Annotated in this window: 21 protein-coding genes; 14 read left to right on the forward strand and 7 right to left on the reverse strand. The window is 36.5% G+C overall.

Features of this window, described 5'->3' with window-relative positions; all coding sequences use genetic code 11:
* Positions 1–9: 9 nt before the first annotated feature.
* Together DI076_RS02495 and DI076_RS02500 are read left to right on the forward strand one after the other, a co-directional pair.
* A complete protein-coding gene (locus DI076_RS02495) occupies positions 10–801 on the forward strand; it encodes an alpha/beta fold hydrolase (protein WP_282432599.1) in 792 nt (263 codons plus the stop codon).
* On the forward strand, positions 798–1,205 hold the full coding sequence (locus DI076_RS02500) for a DoxX family protein (protein ID WP_108958469.1): 408 nt from the start codon (positions 798–800) through the stop codon (positions 1,203–1,205). Before DI076_RS02495 ends, DI076_RS02500 begins: the two co-directional genes overlap by 4 nt.
* Here DI076_RS02500 and DI076_RS02505 read toward each other — a convergent pair.
* Positions 1,180–2,784: a DedA family protein gene (locus tag DI076_RS02505; protein WP_108958666.1), complete on the reverse strand. Its 1,605-nt coding sequence runs from the start codon at positions 2,782–2,784 to the stop codon at positions 1,180–1,182. The genes DI076_RS02500 and DI076_RS02505 overlap by 26 nt on opposite strands.
* Before the next feature lie 57 nt (positions 2,785–2,841).
* Here DI076_RS02505 and DI076_RS02510 point away from each other — a divergent pair, with 57 nt between their 5' ends.
* Positions 2,842–3,420, forward strand: coding sequence for an NAD(P)H-dependent oxidoreductase (locus tag DI076_RS02510; RefSeq protein ID WP_245918225.1), 579 nt, complete (start codon positions 2,842–2,844; stop codon positions 3,418–3,420).
* Positions 3,413–5,269, forward strand: coding sequence for a monovalent cation:proton antiporter-2 (CPA2) family protein (locus DI076_RS02515; protein ID WP_108958470.1), 1,857 nt, complete (start codon positions 3,413–3,415; stop codon positions 5,267–5,269). The genes DI076_RS02510 and DI076_RS02515 overlap by 8 nt, the downstream gene beginning before the upstream one ends.
* A gap of 208 nt (positions 5,270–5,477) precedes the next feature.
* On the opposite strand, the gene DI076_RS02520 is transcribed toward DI076_RS02515, so the two are convergent.
* Positions 5,478–5,990 carry a peptidylprolyl isomerase gene (locus DI076_RS02520; protein WP_108958471.1) on the reverse strand — a complete coding sequence of 171 codons (513 nt, stop codon included), beginning with the start codon at positions 5,988–5,990 and terminating at the stop codon, positions 5,478–5,480.
* 106 nt (positions 5,991–6,096) lie between these two features.
* Here DI076_RS02520 and DI076_RS02525 point away from each other — a divergent pair, with 106 nt between their 5' ends.
* Genes DI076_RS02525 through DI076_RS02535 form a run of 4 tightly spaced genes read left to right on the forward strand, consistent with a single transcriptional unit; the run spans position 6,097 to position 8,347 of the window.
* On the forward strand, positions 6,097–6,651 hold the full coding sequence (locus tag DI076_RS02525; protein ID WP_108958472.1) for a rhodanese-like domain-containing protein: 555 nt from the start codon (positions 6,097–6,099) through the stop codon (positions 6,649–6,651).
* A gap of 49 nt (positions 6,652–6,700) precedes the next feature.
* Complete coding sequence (locus DI076_RS20260) at positions 6,701–7,339, forward strand: hypothetical protein (RefSeq protein ID WP_245918228.1); 639 nt, start codon at positions 6,701–6,703, stop codon at positions 7,337–7,339.
* A gap of 13 nt (positions 7,340–7,352) precedes the next feature.
* The gene (locus DI076_RS20265) at positions 7,353–7,982 is read left to right on the forward strand and encodes a sensor histidine kinase (protein ID WP_245918229.1); all 630 of its coding nucleotides are present in this window, start codon (positions 7,353–7,355) and stop codon (positions 7,980–7,982) included.
* Complete coding sequence (locus DI076_RS02535) at positions 7,979–8,347, forward strand: response regulator (RefSeq protein WP_174705006.1); 369 nt, start codon at positions 7,979–7,981, stop codon at positions 8,345–8,347. Before DI076_RS20265 ends, DI076_RS02535 begins: the two co-directional genes overlap by 4 nt.
* 7 nt (positions 8,348–8,354) lie before the next feature.
* On the opposite strand, the gene DI076_RS02540 is transcribed toward DI076_RS02535, so the two are convergent.
* The gene (locus DI076_RS02540) at positions 8,355–9,581 is read right to left on the reverse strand and encodes a lipoprotein LipL46 (RefSeq protein WP_108958473.1); all 1,227 of its coding nucleotides are present in this window, start codon (positions 9,579–9,581) and stop codon (positions 8,355–8,357) included.
* 51 nt (positions 9,582–9,632) lie between these two features.
* On the opposite strand from DI076_RS02540, the gene DI076_RS02545 reads away from it, so the two are divergent.
* Genes DI076_RS02545 through ychF form a run of 6 tightly spaced genes read left to right on the forward strand, consistent with a single transcriptional unit; the run spans position 9,633 to position 14,693 of the window.
* A complete protein-coding gene (locus DI076_RS02545) occupies positions 9,633–10,877 on the forward strand; it encodes an exo-beta-N-acetylmuramidase NamZ family protein (protein ID WP_108958474.1) in 1,245 nt (414 codons plus the stop codon).
* 9 nt (positions 10,878–10,886) lie between these two features.
* Positions 10,887–11,483 carry an LIC_11883 family protein gene (locus tag DI076_RS02550; protein WP_108958475.1) on the forward strand — a complete coding sequence of 199 codons (597 nt, stop codon included), beginning with the start codon at positions 10,887–10,889 and terminating at the stop codon, positions 11,481–11,483.
* Positions 11,484–11,486: 3 nt separating this feature from the next.
* Positions 11,487–12,362, forward strand: a complete 876-nt coding sequence (locus tag DI076_RS02555) for a DUF2797 domain-containing protein (protein ID WP_108958476.1) — start codon at positions 11,487–11,489, stop codon at positions 12,360–12,362.
* Positions 12,346–13,065, forward strand: coding sequence for an RluA family pseudouridine synthase (locus DI076_RS02560; RefSeq protein ID WP_108958477.1), 720 nt, complete (start codon positions 12,346–12,348; stop codon positions 13,063–13,065). The genes DI076_RS02555 and DI076_RS02560 overlap by 17 nt, the downstream gene beginning before the upstream one ends.
* Entirely contained in the window at positions 13,055–13,546 is a 492-nt protein-coding gene (locus tag DI076_RS02565) for a hypothetical protein (RefSeq protein ID WP_108958478.1), read from the forward strand. The genes DI076_RS02560 and DI076_RS02565 overlap by 11 nt, the downstream gene beginning before the upstream one ends.
* A gap of 49 nt (positions 13,547–13,595) precedes the next feature.
* Entirely contained in the window at positions 13,596–14,693 is a 1,098-nt protein-coding gene (gene ychF / locus DI076_RS02570; RefSeq protein WP_108958479.1) for a redox-regulated ATPase YchF, read from the forward strand.
* 139 nt (positions 14,694–14,832) lie between these two features.
* Here ychF and DI076_RS02575 read toward each other — a convergent pair whose 3' ends face one another.
* The 4 genes from DI076_RS02575 to DI076_RS02590 are packed head-to-tail and all read right to left on the reverse strand — an operon-like array spanning position 14,833 to position 18,328.
* The gene (locus tag DI076_RS02575; protein ID WP_108958480.1) at positions 14,833–15,363 is read right to left on the reverse strand and encodes a hypothetical protein; all 531 of its coding nucleotides are present in this window, start codon (positions 15,361–15,363) and stop codon (positions 14,833–14,835) included.
* Positions 15,364–15,381: 18 nt separating this feature from the next.
* Positions 15,382–15,951: an RNA polymerase sigma factor gene (locus DI076_RS02580; protein WP_108958481.1), complete on the reverse strand. Its 570-nt coding sequence runs from the start codon at positions 15,949–15,951 to the stop codon at positions 15,382–15,384.
* Complete coding sequence (locus DI076_RS02585; protein WP_108958482.1) at positions 15,948–16,976, reverse strand: hypothetical protein; 1,029 nt, start codon at positions 16,974–16,976, stop codon at positions 15,948–15,950. The genes DI076_RS02580 and DI076_RS02585 overlap by 4 nt, the downstream gene beginning before the upstream one ends.
* Positions 16,973–18,328 carry a CHAT domain-containing protein gene (locus tag DI076_RS02590; protein ID WP_108958483.1) on the reverse strand — a complete coding sequence of 452 codons (1,356 nt, stop codon included), beginning with the start codon at positions 18,326–18,328 and terminating at the stop codon, positions 16,973–16,975. The genes DI076_RS02585 and DI076_RS02590 overlap by 4 nt, the downstream gene beginning before the upstream one ends.
* Between the last annotated feature and the right edge of the window lie 5 nt (positions 18,329–18,333).

Genomic DNA, 18,333 nt, shown 5'->3' on the forward strand with positions numbered 1-18,333 from the left:
ATCCAGGTAATGTTTCTCCAATGTGTTCCGCATCTAGAAGGAAAGGAGAAGATCGAGAAATTTACAATTCAAACGAAAGAAGGAAACATATTTACTCTATCGAATGATTGCCAATCGAAGTCAAAATTAATGGTCTTTGTTCATGGGTCTCCTGGAAATGGTTCCGATTTTTTGCCTTATTTGGAAGATAAGGATTTCCAAACTCATTTTTGTATGTTGTCTCCTGATCGGCTTGGATTTGGCTTATCAGAACAAGAGGAATTTATTGCCAGTCTGAATGCCCAAGGTAAAGTTATTTCGGAAATGATCCAATCGTTTATAGAGAACCAAAAACTGGCAGTGACTTCCATTATCATTGTTGGACATTCTTATGGAGGACCCGTTTCTATGAAGTCCTTCCTCTTACTAAGTGAAAATTTAAAAAAGAATGGAAAGGTTTTTTTAATCTCGGCACCAATGGATCCCATATATGAAGAACTTAGATTTTATAATCATCTTGCAAAGAGTGCTATCGTTGAATGGATTTTGCCCAAGTCTTGGGTGCGAAGTAACGAAGAAATGTTCCAATTAAAACAAGACTTAATCGGTTTGGGACTTGAATTGAGACAATCTCAGGTTCCGGTTGTCATGATCCACGGCGATTCGGATGGGCTAGTCCCTTGGGAACACACAAGATTTTTGAATCATGAATCATACAAAGGTGGATCAAAAGTGTATCTTCTTTCGGGAGGGAGTCATTTTATCCCTTGGACAAGGTTTTCTGAAATCAAATCAATTGTATTCAAAGAGGTCTCCTTATGAAATTAATTCTATTCCATCCTTATAGTTTTTATATCGCTAGAACATTGATTGTTCTGATCATAGGACAAACTTTATATTTTAAATTTACTGGTTCAGAAGAATCTAAGTACATCTTTACTGTTCTTGCGATGGAACCGTGGGGGAGAATCGGTTTGGCGATTTTAGAAACCATTTGTATTATACTCCTATTGTTCCCACGTTTGGTTTGGTTAGGCGCGCTATTGGCATCAAATCTAATGTTAGGTGCAATTTTATCTCATTTAGTGTTTTTGGGCATTGTTGTCCACAATGATGGTGGATTACTTTTTATTTTAGCCCTTGTTGTATTCCTATTGTCTCTGTATGTTGTGTACTATGAGAGAAATAAAATTCCTTATCTTAGGGACTTTTTTCCAATCGACTGAATTTTTTTCGGTACTCGTTGTGATTTCTAATCAATTGGAACAATTTTCCATATGGGTAAAAATGAATTCCTTTTTTGTAGTTTTGGTACCCAATCTCAAAGATGAATCTCCATTGATTCCATAAAATGGAATAACTTTGTCTGATTGAAAACTTGGGATCATATAAATTGGTAGATTCGCTTGTCACTCCATTCAGTTCAATGATTTTAAATCCTTTTCCTTCTTGGAATTTTTTTACATCATGAAACCGTATATCAAACCTACCGAAATAGAATCCTTTTGTCCTGTCTCCTATTTTGATCAATTCTGTTTTTAGTTTATTTGTGAGGAGATAACCTCCGTCCTGGAACATACAACCTTGGATATGGTTTCCAATGGAACCAATCCTTTGTTTTTCTCCAAGTGGTATGATTTGCTGTAATTTTCCAAAATTGTGTTTTTTATGAGTTTCCATTTGGAAACGGAATCTGGGATGATTTTCGATCAATGATTCTAATGTTGAAATTCCATCTCCAATGATTTCAGGAAACACTTTGTCAGTCACAGAAAAAATCATTCCTCGTGAATCATTGGGATACCTGCAGTAAAAAATCCCTACTTCAAATGGTCCTTCGATCCATTCTTGTAATAACCAATCGATAGGATAGTTGTGTAAAACTTGTTTGAGTTCACTCATAGTATGGATTTTTTGTACCAAAAAGCCTCTTTCGCCTTTGTCTGGTTTTGCGATAATTGGAAACTTGATTTTGTTTTTGGTAAGCCACTGTTTGATCAATCTTTCTGGATCTTCTATGCTAGAAGAGACCAAATATGATTTGGCTATGTACTTGTTTGGAATGAGGTTTAAGATATCGTATTTCGATTCACCAGCGATCCCTGAGGCGATGATCCCTGGATTTGTCGCTGTGAGATATCGTATTCCTCTATAACGAACGGCCAAATAGATGACATAAGGTAGGAGTGGAAGATAAAAGAGAGAACTTGGCCAAAATTCCAATTGAGATAATTTACTCCATTGGAGTAAAAAATTTTTTCTCTTTTCGGGAATGAGAATCGTTTGGAAAAAAAGATAGAACCCATAAAAACTAAGTCCAATTCCAATACTCGTCCATAAATTAGATTGGTTGAAATAATACTCACTGATCCATTTTCCATAATAAAATACCAAGGATACGAATAGAGTGGTCCAAACCAAAACAGCAAAAAAACTACTCCATACAAAAACGAGAAATGGCATTTTAAAATACCCACTTAATAGGTAAAGGGGTAACCTAGTACCCGGTAAAAAACGAGAAATCATCACCGAAAGACTAAACTTTGATTGCCAATGTTTGTAAAGAGTTTGTGAACTAATTTTAGATTCCCAGTTTTGTATGAGTTTCCATAATTTTAAATACGATCCAAAAAAGAATCCCACCAAATAAAGAAGTAAATCACCTACAAAGATTCCGAGTCCAGTCACAATGATTGCATGTACTAATTGAAGTTTTCCTTCTTTCGCAAGTAAACCAGAGGTGATACAGGTTAAGTCTTCTGATACAAAGGTAGAAAAAAAGAGGATTAGAAATAAATTTCCCACTACAGACGAATTTAGTATTTTTTTGGAATTGGTCAATTGAAATCATATTTTTAATGTTTGCATCCAAACTTCTTATTTGATGACTTAATCCAAATGCCAAAAATATTGATCCAGTTGTTCCATCCATTTTTGGAAAAATCGAAAGCAAATCAAATGTTATTAGATTCCATACCCATCTCCGATAATATCACCTTACGAGACTTATATGAAATATATCCTAATTTTACGATTGATGTCAAGTTGGAACAAAAGATTCTTTTGGAACATGATGTAATACTCTTCCAACATCCCTTTTATTGGTACAGTTGCCCACCACTCATGAAACAATGGATCGATTTTGTTTTAGAAGATGGTTGGGCCTATGGTAAAAATGGAAATTCATTGAATGGTAAAAAATGGATCCAAACCATTACCACAGGTGGATCCGAAAATGCATATAAGGAAGACGGCTTTCATAAACATCGTATTGAGGATTTTCTTTTGCCTTTTCGAAGGACAGCGGAGCTCTGTAAGATGGATTACCAATCTCCTTTTTTAGTCCAAGGTACATTCCAATTAAAAGAAGGAGATTTCCAAAAAGAATCCCTTCGTTATCGAAATTTCATTCTTTCATTATTAGAGGCAAAACATGGGTGAGGTCAATTTTTTCATTCAAGCAATCATTTATCTTACAAGTGCCATCATTATGGTTCCCATTGCCAATCGATTGGGACTTGGTTCGGTCCTTGGCTATCTAGTAGCAGGAATTGTCATTGGACCATTTGTTTTTGGCTTTGTGGGAACGGAGGGAAAAGACCTTTTGCATTTTGCAGAATTTGGTGTTGTGATGATGTTATTTGCAATTGGTTTAGAATTGGAATTAAACCTGTTATGGAGGTTGAAGTTCTGGTTACTCGGCTTAGGTGGTCTTCAGCTAGTATTGACTACTGTTTTTGTGTTTTTATTTTCCATAGGTTTCCAATTTTCCTGGAAATCCTCGATTGCACTTGGATTCATCTTATCTCTATCCTCTACAGCAATTGTTTTACAAACATTAAAAGAGAAAGGATTGATGAAATCCATTTCAGGGCAAGCTTCGTTTTCGATCCTTCTCTTCCAAGACATGGCAGTGATTCCGATACTTGCTATCTTCCCTATGTTAAGTGAAGGAGATGTGATCACAAACGATCATGGACATTCTCTTGTAGACCATTTACCTGGTTACCAAAAAACACTCGTTGTACTTTTTGTAGTGATTGGGATTATCTTAATCGGTAGGTATATCTTAAGTCCCATTTTTCGATTGATCGCCAAGTCTGGAAGCCGTGAGATTTTTACGGGTGCAAGTTTGTTACTTGTGATTGCCATCTCAGTCCTAATGACTTCTGTGGGGGTTTCTGCAGCACTTGGAACATTCCTTGCGGGAGTCGTACTTGCGAGTAGCGAATTTCGTCATGAATTGGAAAGTAATATAGAACCTTTTAAAGGTTTGCTACTTGGTTTGTTTTTTTTAAGTGTGGGTGCTTCCATGGAACTTCCTGTCGTATTCCAACACCCGATGAAAATTGTTGGCATTGTTGTTGGTATTATCTTTCTAAAAGCTCTCGTGTTACTCCTACTTGGCTTTTTGTTTAAACTTCCCTTGGACCAAAATTTATACATGGCATTGGCATTATCACAAGTAGGAGAATTTTCATTTGTTTTATTTGGTTACTCCGAAGGTTTGGGAATTTTTGATAAGGACACAATTGTAATCCTTGTTGCTTGTGTGGCACTCAGCATGGCATTTACACCCATATTACTTTTGTTATACGAAAAAACAATTTTTGAAGCCTTACAATCGAAGGCTCCTAAAAAACAAACAACACAAACCTTAGAAAAAGAAGAAAATCCAGTGATTATTTGTGGATTTGGTCGATTTGGAAATATGGTAGGTAGGTTTTTACGATCAAATGGGATTGGGATTACAATTTTAGATTATGATGCTGATCGAGTAGAGATGCTTGGTCGATTTGGATTTAAGGTATTTTTTGGAGATGCAACACGCATTGAACTTTTGGAGAGTGCTGGTTTAGAACATGCAAAAGTTTTAATTGCTGCACTTGACCATCCTGAAAAACAACACGAACTCATCCGCAATGTAAAACACCATTATCCAAATCTACAAATTGTTGCGAGAGCTGGGGATCGCGAGGAAGCCTATGACTTAAAAGAAATGGGACTTTCCTTCATTTACCGCGAAACGAGAGAAACCGCTGTGAAACTGGGTGGAGATGTTTTAAAAATACTGGGAACTAGAGCCTATGCAGCGGAACGTGCTAAAAATTTATTCTTAGCACATGATGATGAAACCTTCCATGAACTATTTGACTTACGTAAAGACCGAGTCCAGTACATTAGCCTTGCCAAACAAAGGAATTCAGAATTAGAACGATTGATGTTTGTTGATTTAGGAAAAGAAGACGAATTGGATTTGGATTCTTGGAGTGAAATGGAACGAATGTAAGTTGGTTAGAAAAAGAATGATATGAAAAAAAGAATTCCCGAATGGTCGGTTTTACCTTTTCGGGAATAGATTTTTTTCGATGGTTTGATTTTTGTTGGCTTCAGGTTAAATATTGTACGTGAAGCCAATTTGATTGGGACGATTGGGTTTGGTTTCCGTTTCTCTTTCATAATCTTTAGACTAAAGAAAATAGAAACGAAAACAACCTTTATTTTTTAGAATCTAAGATTTGGTTCCACTCATCCAAATACGGTTTTGCCACTTCCAATACAGAAGAAACATCTCCTTCAATCGTAATGGATTCAATCTTATCCCCTTGTTGGATGGAATTCACAACTTCTTGGTCAGAGGCATCAACCACGGAACCAAACACTGAATGTTTTCCATCAAGCCAAGGTGTCGGAACATGTGTGATAAAAAATTGACTTCCATTGGTTCCTGGACCTGCATTTGCCATAGAAAGGATTCCTGGTTTGTTGTGTTTTAAACTGGAATCAAATTCATCACGGAATTTATACCCAGGGCCACCCGTTCCAGTTCCCTGTGGACAACCACCTTGGATCATAAAATCAGCAATGACACGGTGGAATTTTAATCCATCATAGAATTTCCTTTGTGCTAAATTCACAAAGTTGGCAACCGTATTCGGTGTTTTGTCAGGAGTAAGATCGATTCGGATTTCACCTTTATTGGTTTTGATAACAGCGCGTAATGTACTCATACCTTTCACTCAATTTCTTTAAATTCCCCTGGCAAGTCGAAAAAAGGTTTGAGTTCTGATAGAAATAGAAGTTATACTGAAAGCGATTTTGGAAATGGGTAAAGTTATGAATCGAACCATCATTGTTTCTCTCCTACTGATCACAGTTTCACTTCTGGCAAAACCCGTTGAAAAACAGAAAAAACAACCAAAACTAAAACCCATTCCGAATCGGCTTATCGACTATGGTGAATTCAAAAAAATTGTCAACCGATCTGAAACAGAACGTGAAAACCACCGCCTAACTGAGGATCAGTTTTTGAAAATGATGTCTGAAGATGGAGTTGTAGTCCTTGATGCCAGGAGCGAAAATCGGTTTCGGTTATTGCATATCAAAGGTGCAGTGAATTTACCTTTTACCGAATTTACCAAAGACAGTTTGGCTACTGTGATCCCAGAACCAAAATCCAAAATTCTAATTTATTGTAATAATAATTTTGAAGGCAACGAACAAGCGTTTGCAGCAAAGAGCCCAGCGGCTTCCTTAAATTTATCTACTTACAATTCTCTAAAAGCGTATGGTTATTCCAATATTTTCGAATTGGGTCCACTACTCGATGTGAACCAAACAAAATTACCATTGGTGAGTGAACCAAAAGAAAACCAATCTTTGCAGGAATAATGAAGTTCTTTAGTGAAGTTGTAATTTGATTTTTTATCTTTAGATTTATATGTTAAAGGGTGAGATATTATCCGAAATTATAGAAGCTGTATCCAATACCTATGGTAACGAGTATCTAAATCGTCTTACAGAGAAACTTTGTTCCGTTGTTAATGCAGAAAGTGTTTTTATAGCTCTTTTCGATAAATCGAAATATGAGTCAAAAACCATTTCTCTATGTGTTCGTGGAAAAATTGTAGAAAATATAGAATATTCATTAGAAGGGACTCCGTGTGCCAATGTCTATGATACAACAATCTGTTATTATCCGAATCAAGTACAAAAACTATTCCCCAATGATCAACTGTTAGTTGAGATGAACATTGAAGGTTATATAGGCTCTCCTCTATTTAATTCCAAGAAAGAGAATATTGGATTAATCGTTGCACTTTATGAGAATGAAATTTTAGAAAAAGAGCAAACACTTACCCTATTTAAAATCTTTTCTGGAAGAATTGCCGCGGAATTAGAGCGTTTGGAATACGAAAGTAAATTAGAAAGGTATAATGAAGAGTTAGAAGTGTTAGTGAAAGAGCGTACTTACAGACTAGAAAAAACACTTTTGGAATTGAGTGATAGACAAAATCAGCTCATAGAAGCTGAAAAATTGGCAAGTTTTAGGATTACTTTCAGCAGGAATTGCTCATGAAATCAATAATCCTTTGAATTTCATTGTTGGAGGTTATTACGGATTAAAAGATGAAATCGAAAATTCCTCATTAAAATCTGAGAAAACAATGATGTTTCTCGAATCAATCAAGGTAGGAGTTGATCGAACTACCAAAATTGTTAAAGGTTTGAATCAATACACTCGAAGTGTAGATTCTTCCGATGAGGTTATTAATTTGGAAGAGATGTTAGAAAATTGTTTAGCCATTTTATCCCATAATCTGCGAGATAAGATAAACGTAAAAAAACACTTTGAAAACAAAACGTTATACATTTTAGGCAATTCTGGAAAAATATACCAAGCTTTCCTTAATTTACTCACTAATTCTATCCAAGCCATGGAAGAAAGTGGAGGTGAATTGGAAGTTTCAGTCAAATATCAGAGGTCTTCTATTCTGATAGAAGTAAAGGATACAGGGATTGGAATTCGAAAAGAACACATACACCAGATTGAAACTCCTTTTTTTACTACGAAAGAACCAGGAAAAGGTGTTGGACTTGGACTCTCTATTGCTTACAAGATTTTTAAGGAACACTCAGCAAATATTAAAGTCGAATCAGAATGGGGGAAAGGAACAACTTTTATGATAACTTTTCCAAATCCTATTGAGGAGACTCGTTGAGAAAACCTAAATTACTATACATCGATGATGAAGTAATTAATTTATATCTTTTTCGAGAGATGTTTCGAAAGGATTTTGAAGTATTAATAGCTGGTTCTGGGGAAGAAGCTTGGGAAGTGTTTCTAGAAACAAAAGAAATCAAGTATGTGATCAGTGACATGCGCATGCCTGGCATGAGTGGCCTTGAATTTATTAAAAGAGCCAAGTTAGAACGCCCAAATGTTATTTTTTGTTTGTTAACTGGTTATGATTTAACGAAAGAAATGCTGAGAGCGATTGAAGAAAAACAAGTAGCTTGTTATTTTTCAAAACCATTGGACCCTGCAGAGATTCGTCAGTTTTTCTCTGCAGGCGATGTGGAGTAAAATAAATTTATTTATTTTTAAATTCGATTTCCACAACTCCACGTTTGGAACTGTTGATGTTAAGTGTTTTACTACTCAAAAAACGGAAACTAGAATCCTTTTTGTACATGAGCTCTTCTGCAAACATCGATTCTTTTCCTGGGTAAGTGAGTTCCCATTCTGATCCATTCATTTCTGTTTTCCGATCATTGATTTGTTTTACCGATGTGTATTCCATCAAATCGTTTTTGAAATTGATTGCATCTTCCAAAGCAAGTCCTTTGAACTTTAAGATCACAGTGTTTTGTTCTGTGAGTTTAAACCATTCGTCTTTGATTTGTTTTCCCACTTTTACAGAAACAAGGTTTGCCCAATCTTTCACAGCTTGTTCTCTGGAAACTTCTTGTGTGATGTCAGCACCTCGGCCTTCCAAACTTCCTGATCCAAAGATTTTTCCATCACCCCATAATTGGATGATGCGGTAGGGGCCTGTTGCTGCAGAACTTAAAAAATCTGTTTTTTTACCACCAGGTAATACTACTGGTTTTTGGTCAGTGGTTGTCACTTTTGCAATGATCAAAACTTCCGCACCTGAGTCTTGTGCCAGAGTGAGAAGTGGGCTACCTTCTTCTACAGAGGTAAGATCAAGTTTGGCAAGGCTTGGATTTTTTTTGAGGAGGGCAGTGAGTTGGGAACTATCCACAACTTTATTCCCTTTGGCACGGAGTTTTTCAATCAGTTCCGCCTCGGCAATATTAGTTGCTGATCCAATGGGATAAGATTTTCCATTCACAACGGTTTGCACGAGGACAGCAATCCTTGGGTTTCCTACATCATCAAGGAGAGCATCCACAGCTGTAGAAAGTTTTGTTGCTTCTACTTCACAACGGACATTGAGACGGATCATGTCTTGGGTGTCCAATTTCCATTGTTCTTCACTGATGATGTCGTATTTTTTGACAAAACTATCGGTTTTCCCGTAGAGTTTGGATCCTAGGGATTGCCCATCAGAAACTCCAGACTTTTCTGTGATTTGTTCACCCACTAGTTTACGGATGGCATTGAGTTTTGCATCTTTGAGTGCCTTGTTACGGGCTAGGGCCAAGTCTCCTTGGTAAATGGGAGCCTCTCCCATTGCAGTGACCACATTGTCAGGTAAAGACGGGTTTTTTTGCGCGGAATTGGACCCAGCACATGCCAAGATGGTGAGGACTAGAATCCCAGTATAGGGAGCAATTCGAAGTCGATGAAGCATGAAGGACATTTCTCCTTGAAGATTTGCTATATTATAGAAACATATACTTACATGACCAATTACTTTTTTAGGTTTTCTCTCTCGTTTCTTGTCCTTGCTTGCCAAGGGAACACGGTTCCGCAGTTTCGTGTTCACCCAATTGATTCTAAAGTTCGATTGTCCCAGGACATTTTTTACGAAAAAATCCTTCCTACCATGGCGGGAAAAAAATTGATGCTTGCGACAAACCCTTCTGGAATTGGAACAAATCCAAAAAAGATCATCTCATCTCTCGAAAAACACAAAATAACATTAGAACATTTGATTGGTTTGGAACATGGGTTTCTTGGTTTAGAGGAAGAATTTAGCCAAACTCCTGTTACTATGGACTCAACTTTTAATCGTCCTCTCTATCATATTTATCGAATCAAAGATTCCGAACTAAGAGACTTAGTGAAGGAAGTGGATTTTGTTTTATTTGATGTGCAAGATGTGGGGATGCGTTGTTACACCTATTTAAGTGTACTCAAACGTCTGATGGATGCATTAAAAAATACAAAAACCAAACTCATCGTTCTCGATCATATCCATGTGGCGATGCACCTTCCACCTATGGGAGAAAAGATGAGTCCTAAACACCTAAACTTTGCAGGAGAATTTCCTTCCTTACTCATTACGGGGATGACAACTGGAGAAGCTGCCCTTTTTTATAATAAGGAATATTTAAAAGAAACTGTGGATTTGGATGTGATTCCAGTGGAAGGTTATAAACGTGGGATGTACTTTGAAGATACAGGGATCCCTTGGACAACACCTTCACCTAACTTACCAATGGTGGATTCTGCAAGGAATTATTTATCTCTTGTGTTACTCGAAGGCGTGAATATATCAGTCGGACGAGGAACCCAAGCGCCTTTTGTGTATTTTGGTGCACCATGGATGACAAATCCGGAAGAACTTGCTTCAAAACTAAGTGCCATCGGCAACAAATCGTATTATTTTTCAACCGTGTATTTTAAGCCCACCTTTGGTCCCCATAAAGGAAAAATTTGTTCTGGTTTACGGATGAATTTAGTTAGACCCGATTATGATCCTATGTTACTTGCGTATGAACTCATTCGGCTTATGAAAGAAACGTATCCAAATGATTTTAAATGGAGTAAAGGTTCTACAAACCACTGGGTTGACCAATTATGGGGGAATGATCATTTTCGTTCTGCCATCAACGATGGAAAAACCTATGTTGAGTTTCATAATACGTATCTTAGTGATGAAGAAAAAGAACGAAAAAGAATTGAGCCCTACTTAATCTACTAAGGATCCAAAATGAAGTTTAAATTCACTTTTTTATTAGCCATTACTGTTTTGTTAGGTGTGGTTTACGCATCGGAAACCAAAATCAAACAAATACCCAAACAAAAAACGGCAAAAGTATTAAAGTCTGTCGCCTATGCAACCATACGTTCCACCGTAATGGTAACTCATACAAAATTTGATGAAAAAGAAGTCACTTACCAATCCTGTTCCGATGATTTTCCAAACATGCCAGGAGACTTCCCATGTAATTTTTTGGATGTAACAGGGACTACCGAGCAAGTGGAAACCGAGTCCGAAGTGAGTGACGCAGAATTTGCAACGGGAAGGGATCCTGAAGATTTGAACCCAAGTGGAAAAATCCAAATCAAAGTATCCAAGGAGAAGTCACGAAATTTAAATGGGACAGTGATTTACCTTGGTGAAGGTGAAAACCAATTGTCTCTTTTTTATTCACCCAAAGGACAAATCTCACATTACCTGTACCAAAAAATGATAGTGATCTTTGTATGGAAGAAAACAGAAGAATCACCATCTCTTGCCCAACTTTATTTTGTGAAAGTGAATGATGAATTTTTTCCAGAAGAAGTGAAGGAATTTACTTTTTAGCCCATGCCAAGTTTCCAAGGTTATGTTCGTAAGATGTCCCATAAAGGGACAAAACCTGTATCCTATTTTTGGGAATACGCAAATTATTCTGAGGACAAAAAAACAAAAACAATTGAAGGAAAAGAACTAACCTCAGATGTACCAATCGAATCCTTTCTTGGTAAAAAAATTTCGCTTATCACAAATGATGAAATTCGCTGTATGCACTGCGGAAAAAAAACTAAAAAGTCATTTAACCAAGGTTATTGTTTTGTTTGTTTTTCAAAATTAGCAGAAAATGATCTTTGTATCATGCGCCCGGAAACATGCCACCATCATAAGGGAACTTGCCGTGATGCTGAATGGGGGAATACTCATTGTTTTAAAAAACACATTGTGTACTTTGCCAATTCCAGTGGTATGAAAGTTGGAATCACAAAAGAAAATCCTGTCACAAACCGTTGGGTGGACCAAGGTGCTAAGTTCGGAATCCCAATTTTGGAAGTGAGTTCGAGAAGGGACGCAGGTATTTTAGAACATTTTCTCAGCCAATTTTTACCAGATAAAACATCCTGGCAAAAAATGGTAGCAGGAGATCCGGGAATCATTGATCTCAAAAAAGAAGCTGTCAAATTTTTAAACCATTTAGAAAAAAATGAATTTTTTTCTCCCATCGAAACCAAACAAAAGTTAATCTGGAAACCAATCCTTACAGAAGAAATGATGGAAATCGAATACCCGATTTTATCTTATCCTTCTAAAATTAAATCTTTAAAACTCACAAAAGAAACACCAGTTGTTGGAACCCTAGTTGGGATCAAGGGTCAATACTTATTATTTGAAACTGGAGTCATCAATATAAGAAGTTTAGGTGGTCTTTGGATTGAATTCTCCGCCTAACTTCATTCCATTAGGAAATCAATATACCACCCGTATCTTATTTGAATGTGAGGATTTTTTACTCGCAGAAAAACCGGAAGGAATTCCTGTCCATGAAACAAAAGACCCAAATCGATTGGACTTTACTCGTTTACTTGCAAATCATTTACAAATTCCTGAACTAAGGACTGTCAATCGATTGGATCTTGGTACGAGTGGAATTGTCTTACTCGGAAAAAATAAAGACAAAAACCTGGAACTAGACCAGTTATTAAAAAGTGCAGAAAAAACCTATATTTTTTTATGTGATGGGATTCCAATTAAGAAAGAATACCGGATGGAATGTTTTATCAAAGATGGAAATAAACAAGTCAGTATCGTAAGGAGTGGTGGTAAAAAAGCAATCACAGAGTTTACCATCCTTGATTCCGATGAAAAAATGAATGTATCATTTGGACTTGCAAAAATATTAACTGGAAGAAGGCACCAAATTCGTGTTATGCTTTCTTCTTTGGGTTTTCCTGTCCTTGGAGATACCTTGTACGGGAAAAAAGAGAAGGGAGAAAAACGAATGTATCTCCATGCGTATCGATTTTCCTTTACTGACTTACAGGGCCAAAATCATATGGTAGAGACAGGTCTTCCTTCTGATTGGATAGTACGAATGCCCTCAATTTCTAAATCTCAAATTCCTTCGGCAAATCAAATCCACTATGAATCGTGATCCATTTCTTCTGTTTCTAAAAGAACAAAAACTCTATAAAAATCTCACGTCTGTTTCTAAATTGATCTCGATTAGTTTTTTAGTAATTTATTTGTATTTATTGTTTAGCTCTCGTTATACGGCAAGTCCCTTAATTGTAGTGATCAATTATTTGGCCATTTTTACTGGATTTTCTGGTTTGATTCGGTTTAAGTACTTTGAAATTCCAAGTATATTATTGTCTGTTTCTGAGATGGGATTGGATTCTCCTTTTTATCAATTGAAGCCTGAGGAAAAAAAACATGTTTGGAGAAAATCAGGGAAAGAAGTTGAGTTACCTTTAAATCCAAGTCCCGATTGGATTGTCAGTACTTTGCAATTGAATGACAGATTTCCTTGGAAACGGATTGGAAAATTCTATTTGGGTTTTTATCTCACAGTTATCTGTATTTCTTTGTATTATCTCACTTCTGTTTATTTAGAAACAGGATTTCAAAACTAAGACAACATTTTTCCTTGTCCCTAAGGCTTGGTTCAAAAAACCTATCCTTATGGCTTTGAATTGTGGCATTGTAGGTCTCCCGAACGTCGGTAAGTCGACTATTTTTAACGCACTCACGAAGGCAGGCGCTCAGGCTGCAAATTATCCTTTTTGTACCATCGAACCAAATACTGGTGTTGTGGAAGTTCCTGATGAAAGGTTAAACCGCCTGGCAGAGATCTACAAACCAAAACGTACTGTTCCCACAATGATTGAGTTTGTGGACATTGCAGGCCTTGTAAAAGGGGCAAGCCAAGGAGAAGGGCTTGGAAACCAATTTTTATCCCACATCAGGGAAGTCGATGCGATTTGCCATGTTGTGCGTGCCTTCCAAGATGAAAATATAACACATGTTCATGGAAAAGTTGATCCTATCGAAGACATCACTGTCATCAATTACGAACTCATCCTTGCTGATTTGGACAGTTTAGAAAAACAACAACAACGAGTTTCTAAAACTGCCAAAACTGGAAATAAAGAAGCAGCAGAAATTTTATCCGTGATGGATAAAATTTTGGAAGCACTTAAGAAAGGGAACCGGGCTTCTACTGTTGAATTAAACGAAGAAGAACTAAAAATCGCAAAAAAATTCAATTTAATTACCATTAAGCCCGTGTTATACGTGGCTAATATTCTTGATTCGGATGTAAAATCAACAGACAACCCACTTGTTAAAACCATCACTGACTTTGCAAACAAAGAAGGAGCTCCTGTAGTCGTTTTATGTGGTCGTTTTGAAGAAGAAATCTCTGGACTTGAAAAAGAAGACCAATTGGCATTTTTAGAAGAGATTGGAGAAAAAGAATCCGGTCTTTCTCGTATGATTCGTGCTTCTTACCAACTATTAGGCCTACTTACATTTTTTACCGCAGGTGTCGAGGAAGTAAGAGCTTGGACAACCAAACAAGGTAGTTCTGGTCCCGTTGCAGCGAGTGTCATCCATTCTGATTTTGAAAAAGGTTACATCCGTGCGGAAGTGATGCGTTATGAGGACTTAGATCGTACGGGAGATGCAACAAAAGTAAAAGAAGAAGGGAAACTCCGTGTGGAAGGAAAGGAATACATTGTTCAAGATGGAGATGTGATTTATTTCCGGGTGAATGCTTAAAAAAAAATCCCGACTTTCGCCGGGATGTCTTTAAGTGTGAACTAGTTTGGAAAAAGAAAGTAGTTACCGAAAGGTAGATCCACTTCTCAACCTATCAATTGCCTATTGTTTCCTATTTATTGCACACTTTCCAAAAAAATTATGATTGTAACATAAAATGATACCTACCGATTTCTTTGCCAGATTCAAAAATGGCAAGTTCTGGGCTAGAATCCAAAGTGATGGGGGAGTCAAACATCGATTGGGTTCCTAGTTTAGGTAAGGTTTCCACTGGCGTTCCATCCAAAAATAATTTGGCAGACAACCTGTCTGCATTGGATGCTTCCACTGATAAAAAAACTTGGTTTTTTTCTGGGTTTGGTTGGAAAACAAAATCCAGATCCCTTCCTGCTACCTGTCTGTGGACTCGGAAAGCACCAAGGTTTCCTTGCCCTCGGAGAGCCAATTGGGAGGTATGTAGAGTGGTATTTTCCCAGTCACTCATGAGCACCTTCCATGAATCATTTAAGAACTGCAGGTAAATCCGGATTTTGGAATCAGGGATTGGAACCACGGTTTGTAAGATCCTATTTAAGGTGGAAGGATCCAAGTCTTCCCCTTGGGACATGAGATACATGGCTTCTTTCAGTTTGAGTCGGTTCATAAATGGATTCGGATCTTTTGTCTCCATACTATTGATGTCCCCCCGTTACGGCTTTATTTCCTTGGATTGTAATTTTTTTATCTTTTCTTTGGCTCGATTGGCCCTTGCTAGTACTGTTCCGATGGGAACTTCTAAAATTTCAGCGATTTCTTTGAATTTATATCCTTTGAGGCGTAAGATGAGGATTTCCTTGTGGGGTTCATCTAATGTTTCGATGAGATCATAAAATTCCTTTTTTTCTTCCCATTCAAAATAAACATCCTCTTGGGTTAACCTTTCATCCAGAATATCAATACTCAAATCGAGAGAAATCCCTTCTCTATATTCGGTTCGGCGAATGCTCCGTGTTTGGGACATACTGATGTTTTTGGCAATTTCGTTTAAATAGATAATAAAGGCAGGTAAACTTTCCCCTTTGAACTTACGCAATAATTGGTAGTCATTTTCCGTGAGTTTTAAATACACAAGTTGCGAAGTATCGACCACTTCTTCTCTTGGTACGTAATGTGCGCAAGTTCCAATGATCAGGCGATGGAATTTTTGGATGAGTGTTTGCCATGCTTCTCTTTTTCCGAGTAAACAATTATCGATTAAACTCCGTATCTCATCACTCATAGTTCTTTCTTTGATTCGACGGAATTTTTACAACTTATCATTACATTTTCTAATCTTTTTTGAAAATGATGGGATTGGAATAATGTTTGGCGGATGTATAACAGCTTTGTTAGGTTTTCTTTTGTTTCAAAAATTGGGTTTTCTACTGAGAATCGTCCATAATCGGAGAAAAAACCAAAAAAACCGAATATTCGAATTTTCTTTTCCTCCGTTGGGAGTTTTTCTAAACAAATTCGTAAATCGTTCAGTTGTAGCTTTTGCCCATCGGTAAAAAGAGGTTCATTTTTCCATGAGGAAAGGATTTGTAAAAAATAGGATTTAGACTTCTCATTTTCCGATTTTAAGTCTGCGAGATTCCAAGGGTTTTGTTTTGAAAAGTAAAACAGTTGGTAGGTGGATTTTTGATTTGTTTTGATGTCTTGTAATAATCGAAGTAAAGAGGATCTTCTTTTGGATTCTGGCATATCAGAATACAGAATACGATTGAGACTTACTGTATATTCTCGTTCTTTTCCAAACAATAGAACCTCATGAGGTTTATAAAAATTGGAATAGAGATACACTGTTTTTTCCCATTCCGATTGTAATTCACGTACTAAATTTAAATTGTCGGCATTGGAAATCTCGGATGATAAAATTTCTAATTTTGGAAATACGGTAAGCTCAAATAGTTTTTTTTTAATTTGTTTTTCTAAATTAACTGCATCACTTTTAGTGATTTCTGCACATCGTTTGATTTGTAATAATGCATCATAAAAGGAAAGGTAGGAAAGGATTTCTGTGAGTTCTCTAATTTCCTGGAATTTACAAAGTTGGAAATAATAATCATACTCTTCATTTTCTTTTGATTCGACTTCACGTAAAATGGGAAAACTCGAAACGGTATATGCTTCCGAAACTATATTCGGAGTTATTTGGAATTTTGACCAGATGGATTCAAAAGTCGCTGGTTTAGTAAACCATTGGGGTAAAATCGGATTTAAAAAAAAGAAAAACCCTAAAACAAAGAAACCCCTATATTTCAAAACCCACTCCTTGTTTTGAATTCATAATACATTTTTTCTTCAGAAGATCCCTCTGAAAGGATCGATTCTAAGATTTCTCGTTTTTGAGTTTCGTCAAGTAACTCATGTTTTGTTTCTAAAAAGAGAAGTGCTTTTTTTCGAAATTCTGGATGAGTGATTTTTTGGATTTTTAGTACCAATGGGTCTTTGGGCTGGTTATTTTGTTGGGACACCAACAAGTTCTCATTTACAGATTTTCCCTTTGTGTTTTCCAATTGGACTTGAGTTCCAATTGGGTTTTCATTTTGAGTTTCTTTTGTGAAAAGTAGAAAACATAAAATCAGTAATAAACTTGAGACAATGCTTAATATTCTTTTTGGAAGCGGGTTTGGTGTCAAAGTAGAAAATTGCACTAAACTAATCGCTGTTATAATCTCTTTTCCAGATCCTTTTTGTAATTGTTTCCTTATTTTTTCTAAACTTTTTTCTGCATTTTTAGATTCTAAAAAATATTTCCAAAAGGAAATTCCTATTTCCTTGGCTACATTTGTTTCCACTGGATATAAAAATCCAATGACTTGTTTGGCACCAGCTTTTAGAAAACTAGTTGTTAAACCAGCTTGGTTTATGGAGTCAAACGAAGAATAACAGCTATTAAAGAAAACTAGGTCTAGATGACTGAATGATCTTGAAGCTATTTCATTCATGGAAATGAATTGATCTTTTCCAATCGGGATTCCTTTTTTTTCAGTATGGCCTGCATAATGTAAATATTTAACTGAATTTAGTTCCTCGATGAATCGAATTTTTGTTAGGTGGTTTTGTTTGAGGATTCTAAGTGGAAGTTTTTCTTCGATAATTGGATATAAGCTAGCACATTCTTCATTTACTGTGTTTTCTAAACTGGGGATGACGGGATTACAGATGATCAATGCAACATTTGTTTTTTTTGAGATTTCCCTTTGGTTTTTTTGGATCCGAATCCCTCGTTTGAAATTTTTATCTTGGAATAGAAATCCATTTGTAGATTTTAAGATTTCCCAAGGAATTGGAGAAAATTCTGGATCAACTAACAACTCAATGGTGCCTCGAAATCCAGGAGTCCTCCAAAAGGGAAGGGATTCACCAAATACGATTTGTTCTAGACTATCCGACTTTTTACCTAGTTTGTCTAAAAATTCTTCCTTTTTTGGATTTTGAGATAAAATTCGTTCTACAAAAATGGACCAGTCATTTTGAAATTCCTTAAGTAATTGCCCTGAAAATGGAGTCGTTTTTTCAACGGATCCAAATTGGGAATGTTTTTCTTCCCAAAAACATTCACCATCGGAGATACCTTGGTCGGAGTATTTCGAAATGATACGGATTTTCATCAGTT

The sequence above is a fragment of the Leptospira ellinghausenii genome (assembly GCF_003114815.1).
Taxonomy (GTDB): Bacteria; Spirochaetota; Leptospiria; order Leptospirales; family Leptospiraceae; genus Leptospira_A; species Leptospira_A ellinghausenii.

What these genes read in the sequence shown, in the direction of transcription:
- DI076_RS02495 (WP_282432599.1), top strand. Translation starts at nt 10, where the DNA reads ATGTTTCTCCAATGTGTTCCGCATCTAGAAGGAAAGGAGAAGATCGAG.
- DI076_RS02500 (WP_108958469.1), top strand. Translation starts at nt 798, where the DNA reads ATGAAATTAATTCTATTCCATCCTTATAGTTTTTATATCGCTAGAACA.
- DI076_RS02515 (WP_108958470.1), top strand. Translation starts at nt 3,413, where the DNA reads ATGGGTGAGGTCAATTTTTTCATTCAAGCAATCATTTATCTTACAAGT.
- DI076_RS02520 (WP_108958471.1), bottom strand. Translation starts at nt 5,990, where the DNA reads ATGAGTACATTACGCGCTGTTATCAAAACCAATAAAGGTGAAATCCGA.
- DI076_RS02525 (WP_108958472.1), top strand. Translation starts at nt 6,097, where the DNA reads ATGAATCGAACCATCATTGTTTCTCTCCTACTGATCACAGTTTCACTT.
- DI076_RS20260 (WP_245918228.1), top strand. Translation starts at nt 6,701, where the DNA reads ATGTTAAAGGGTGAGATATTATCCGAAATTATAGAAGCTGTATCCAAT.
- DI076_RS02540 (WP_108958473.1), bottom strand. Translation starts at nt 9,581, where the DNA reads ATGCTTCATCGACTTCGAATTGCTCCCTATACTGGGATTCTAGTCCTC.
- DI076_RS02545 (WP_108958474.1), top strand. Translation starts at nt 9,633, where the DNA reads ATGACCAATTACTTTTTTAGGTTTTCTCTCTCGTTTCTTGTCCTTGCT.
- DI076_RS02550 (WP_108958475.1), top strand. Translation starts at nt 10,887, where the DNA reads ATGAAGTTTAAATTCACTTTTTTATTAGCCATTACTGTTTTGTTAGGT.
- DI076_RS02555 (WP_108958476.1), top strand. Translation starts at nt 11,487, where the DNA reads ATGCCAAGTTTCCAAGGTTATGTTCGTAAGATGTCCCATAAAGGGACA.
- DI076_RS02565 (WP_108958478.1), top strand. Translation starts at nt 13,055, where the DNA reads ATGAATCGTGATCCATTTCTTCTGTTTCTAAAAGAACAAAAACTCTAT.
- ychF (WP_108958479.1), top strand. Translation starts at nt 13,596, where the DNA reads ATGGCTTTGAATTGTGGCATTGTAGGTCTCCCGAACGTCGGTAAGTCG.
- DI076_RS02575 (WP_108958480.1), bottom strand. Translation starts at nt 15,363, where the DNA reads ATGGAGACAAAAGATCCGAATCCATTTATGAACCGACTCAAACTGAAA.
- DI076_RS02580 (WP_108958481.1), bottom strand. Translation starts at nt 15,951, where the DNA reads ATGAGTGATGAGATACGGAGTTTAATCGATAATTGTTTACTCGGAAAA.
- DI076_RS02590 (WP_108958483.1), bottom strand. Translation starts at nt 18,328, where the DNA reads ATGAAAATCCGTATCATTTCGAAATACTCCGACCAAGGTATCTCCGAT.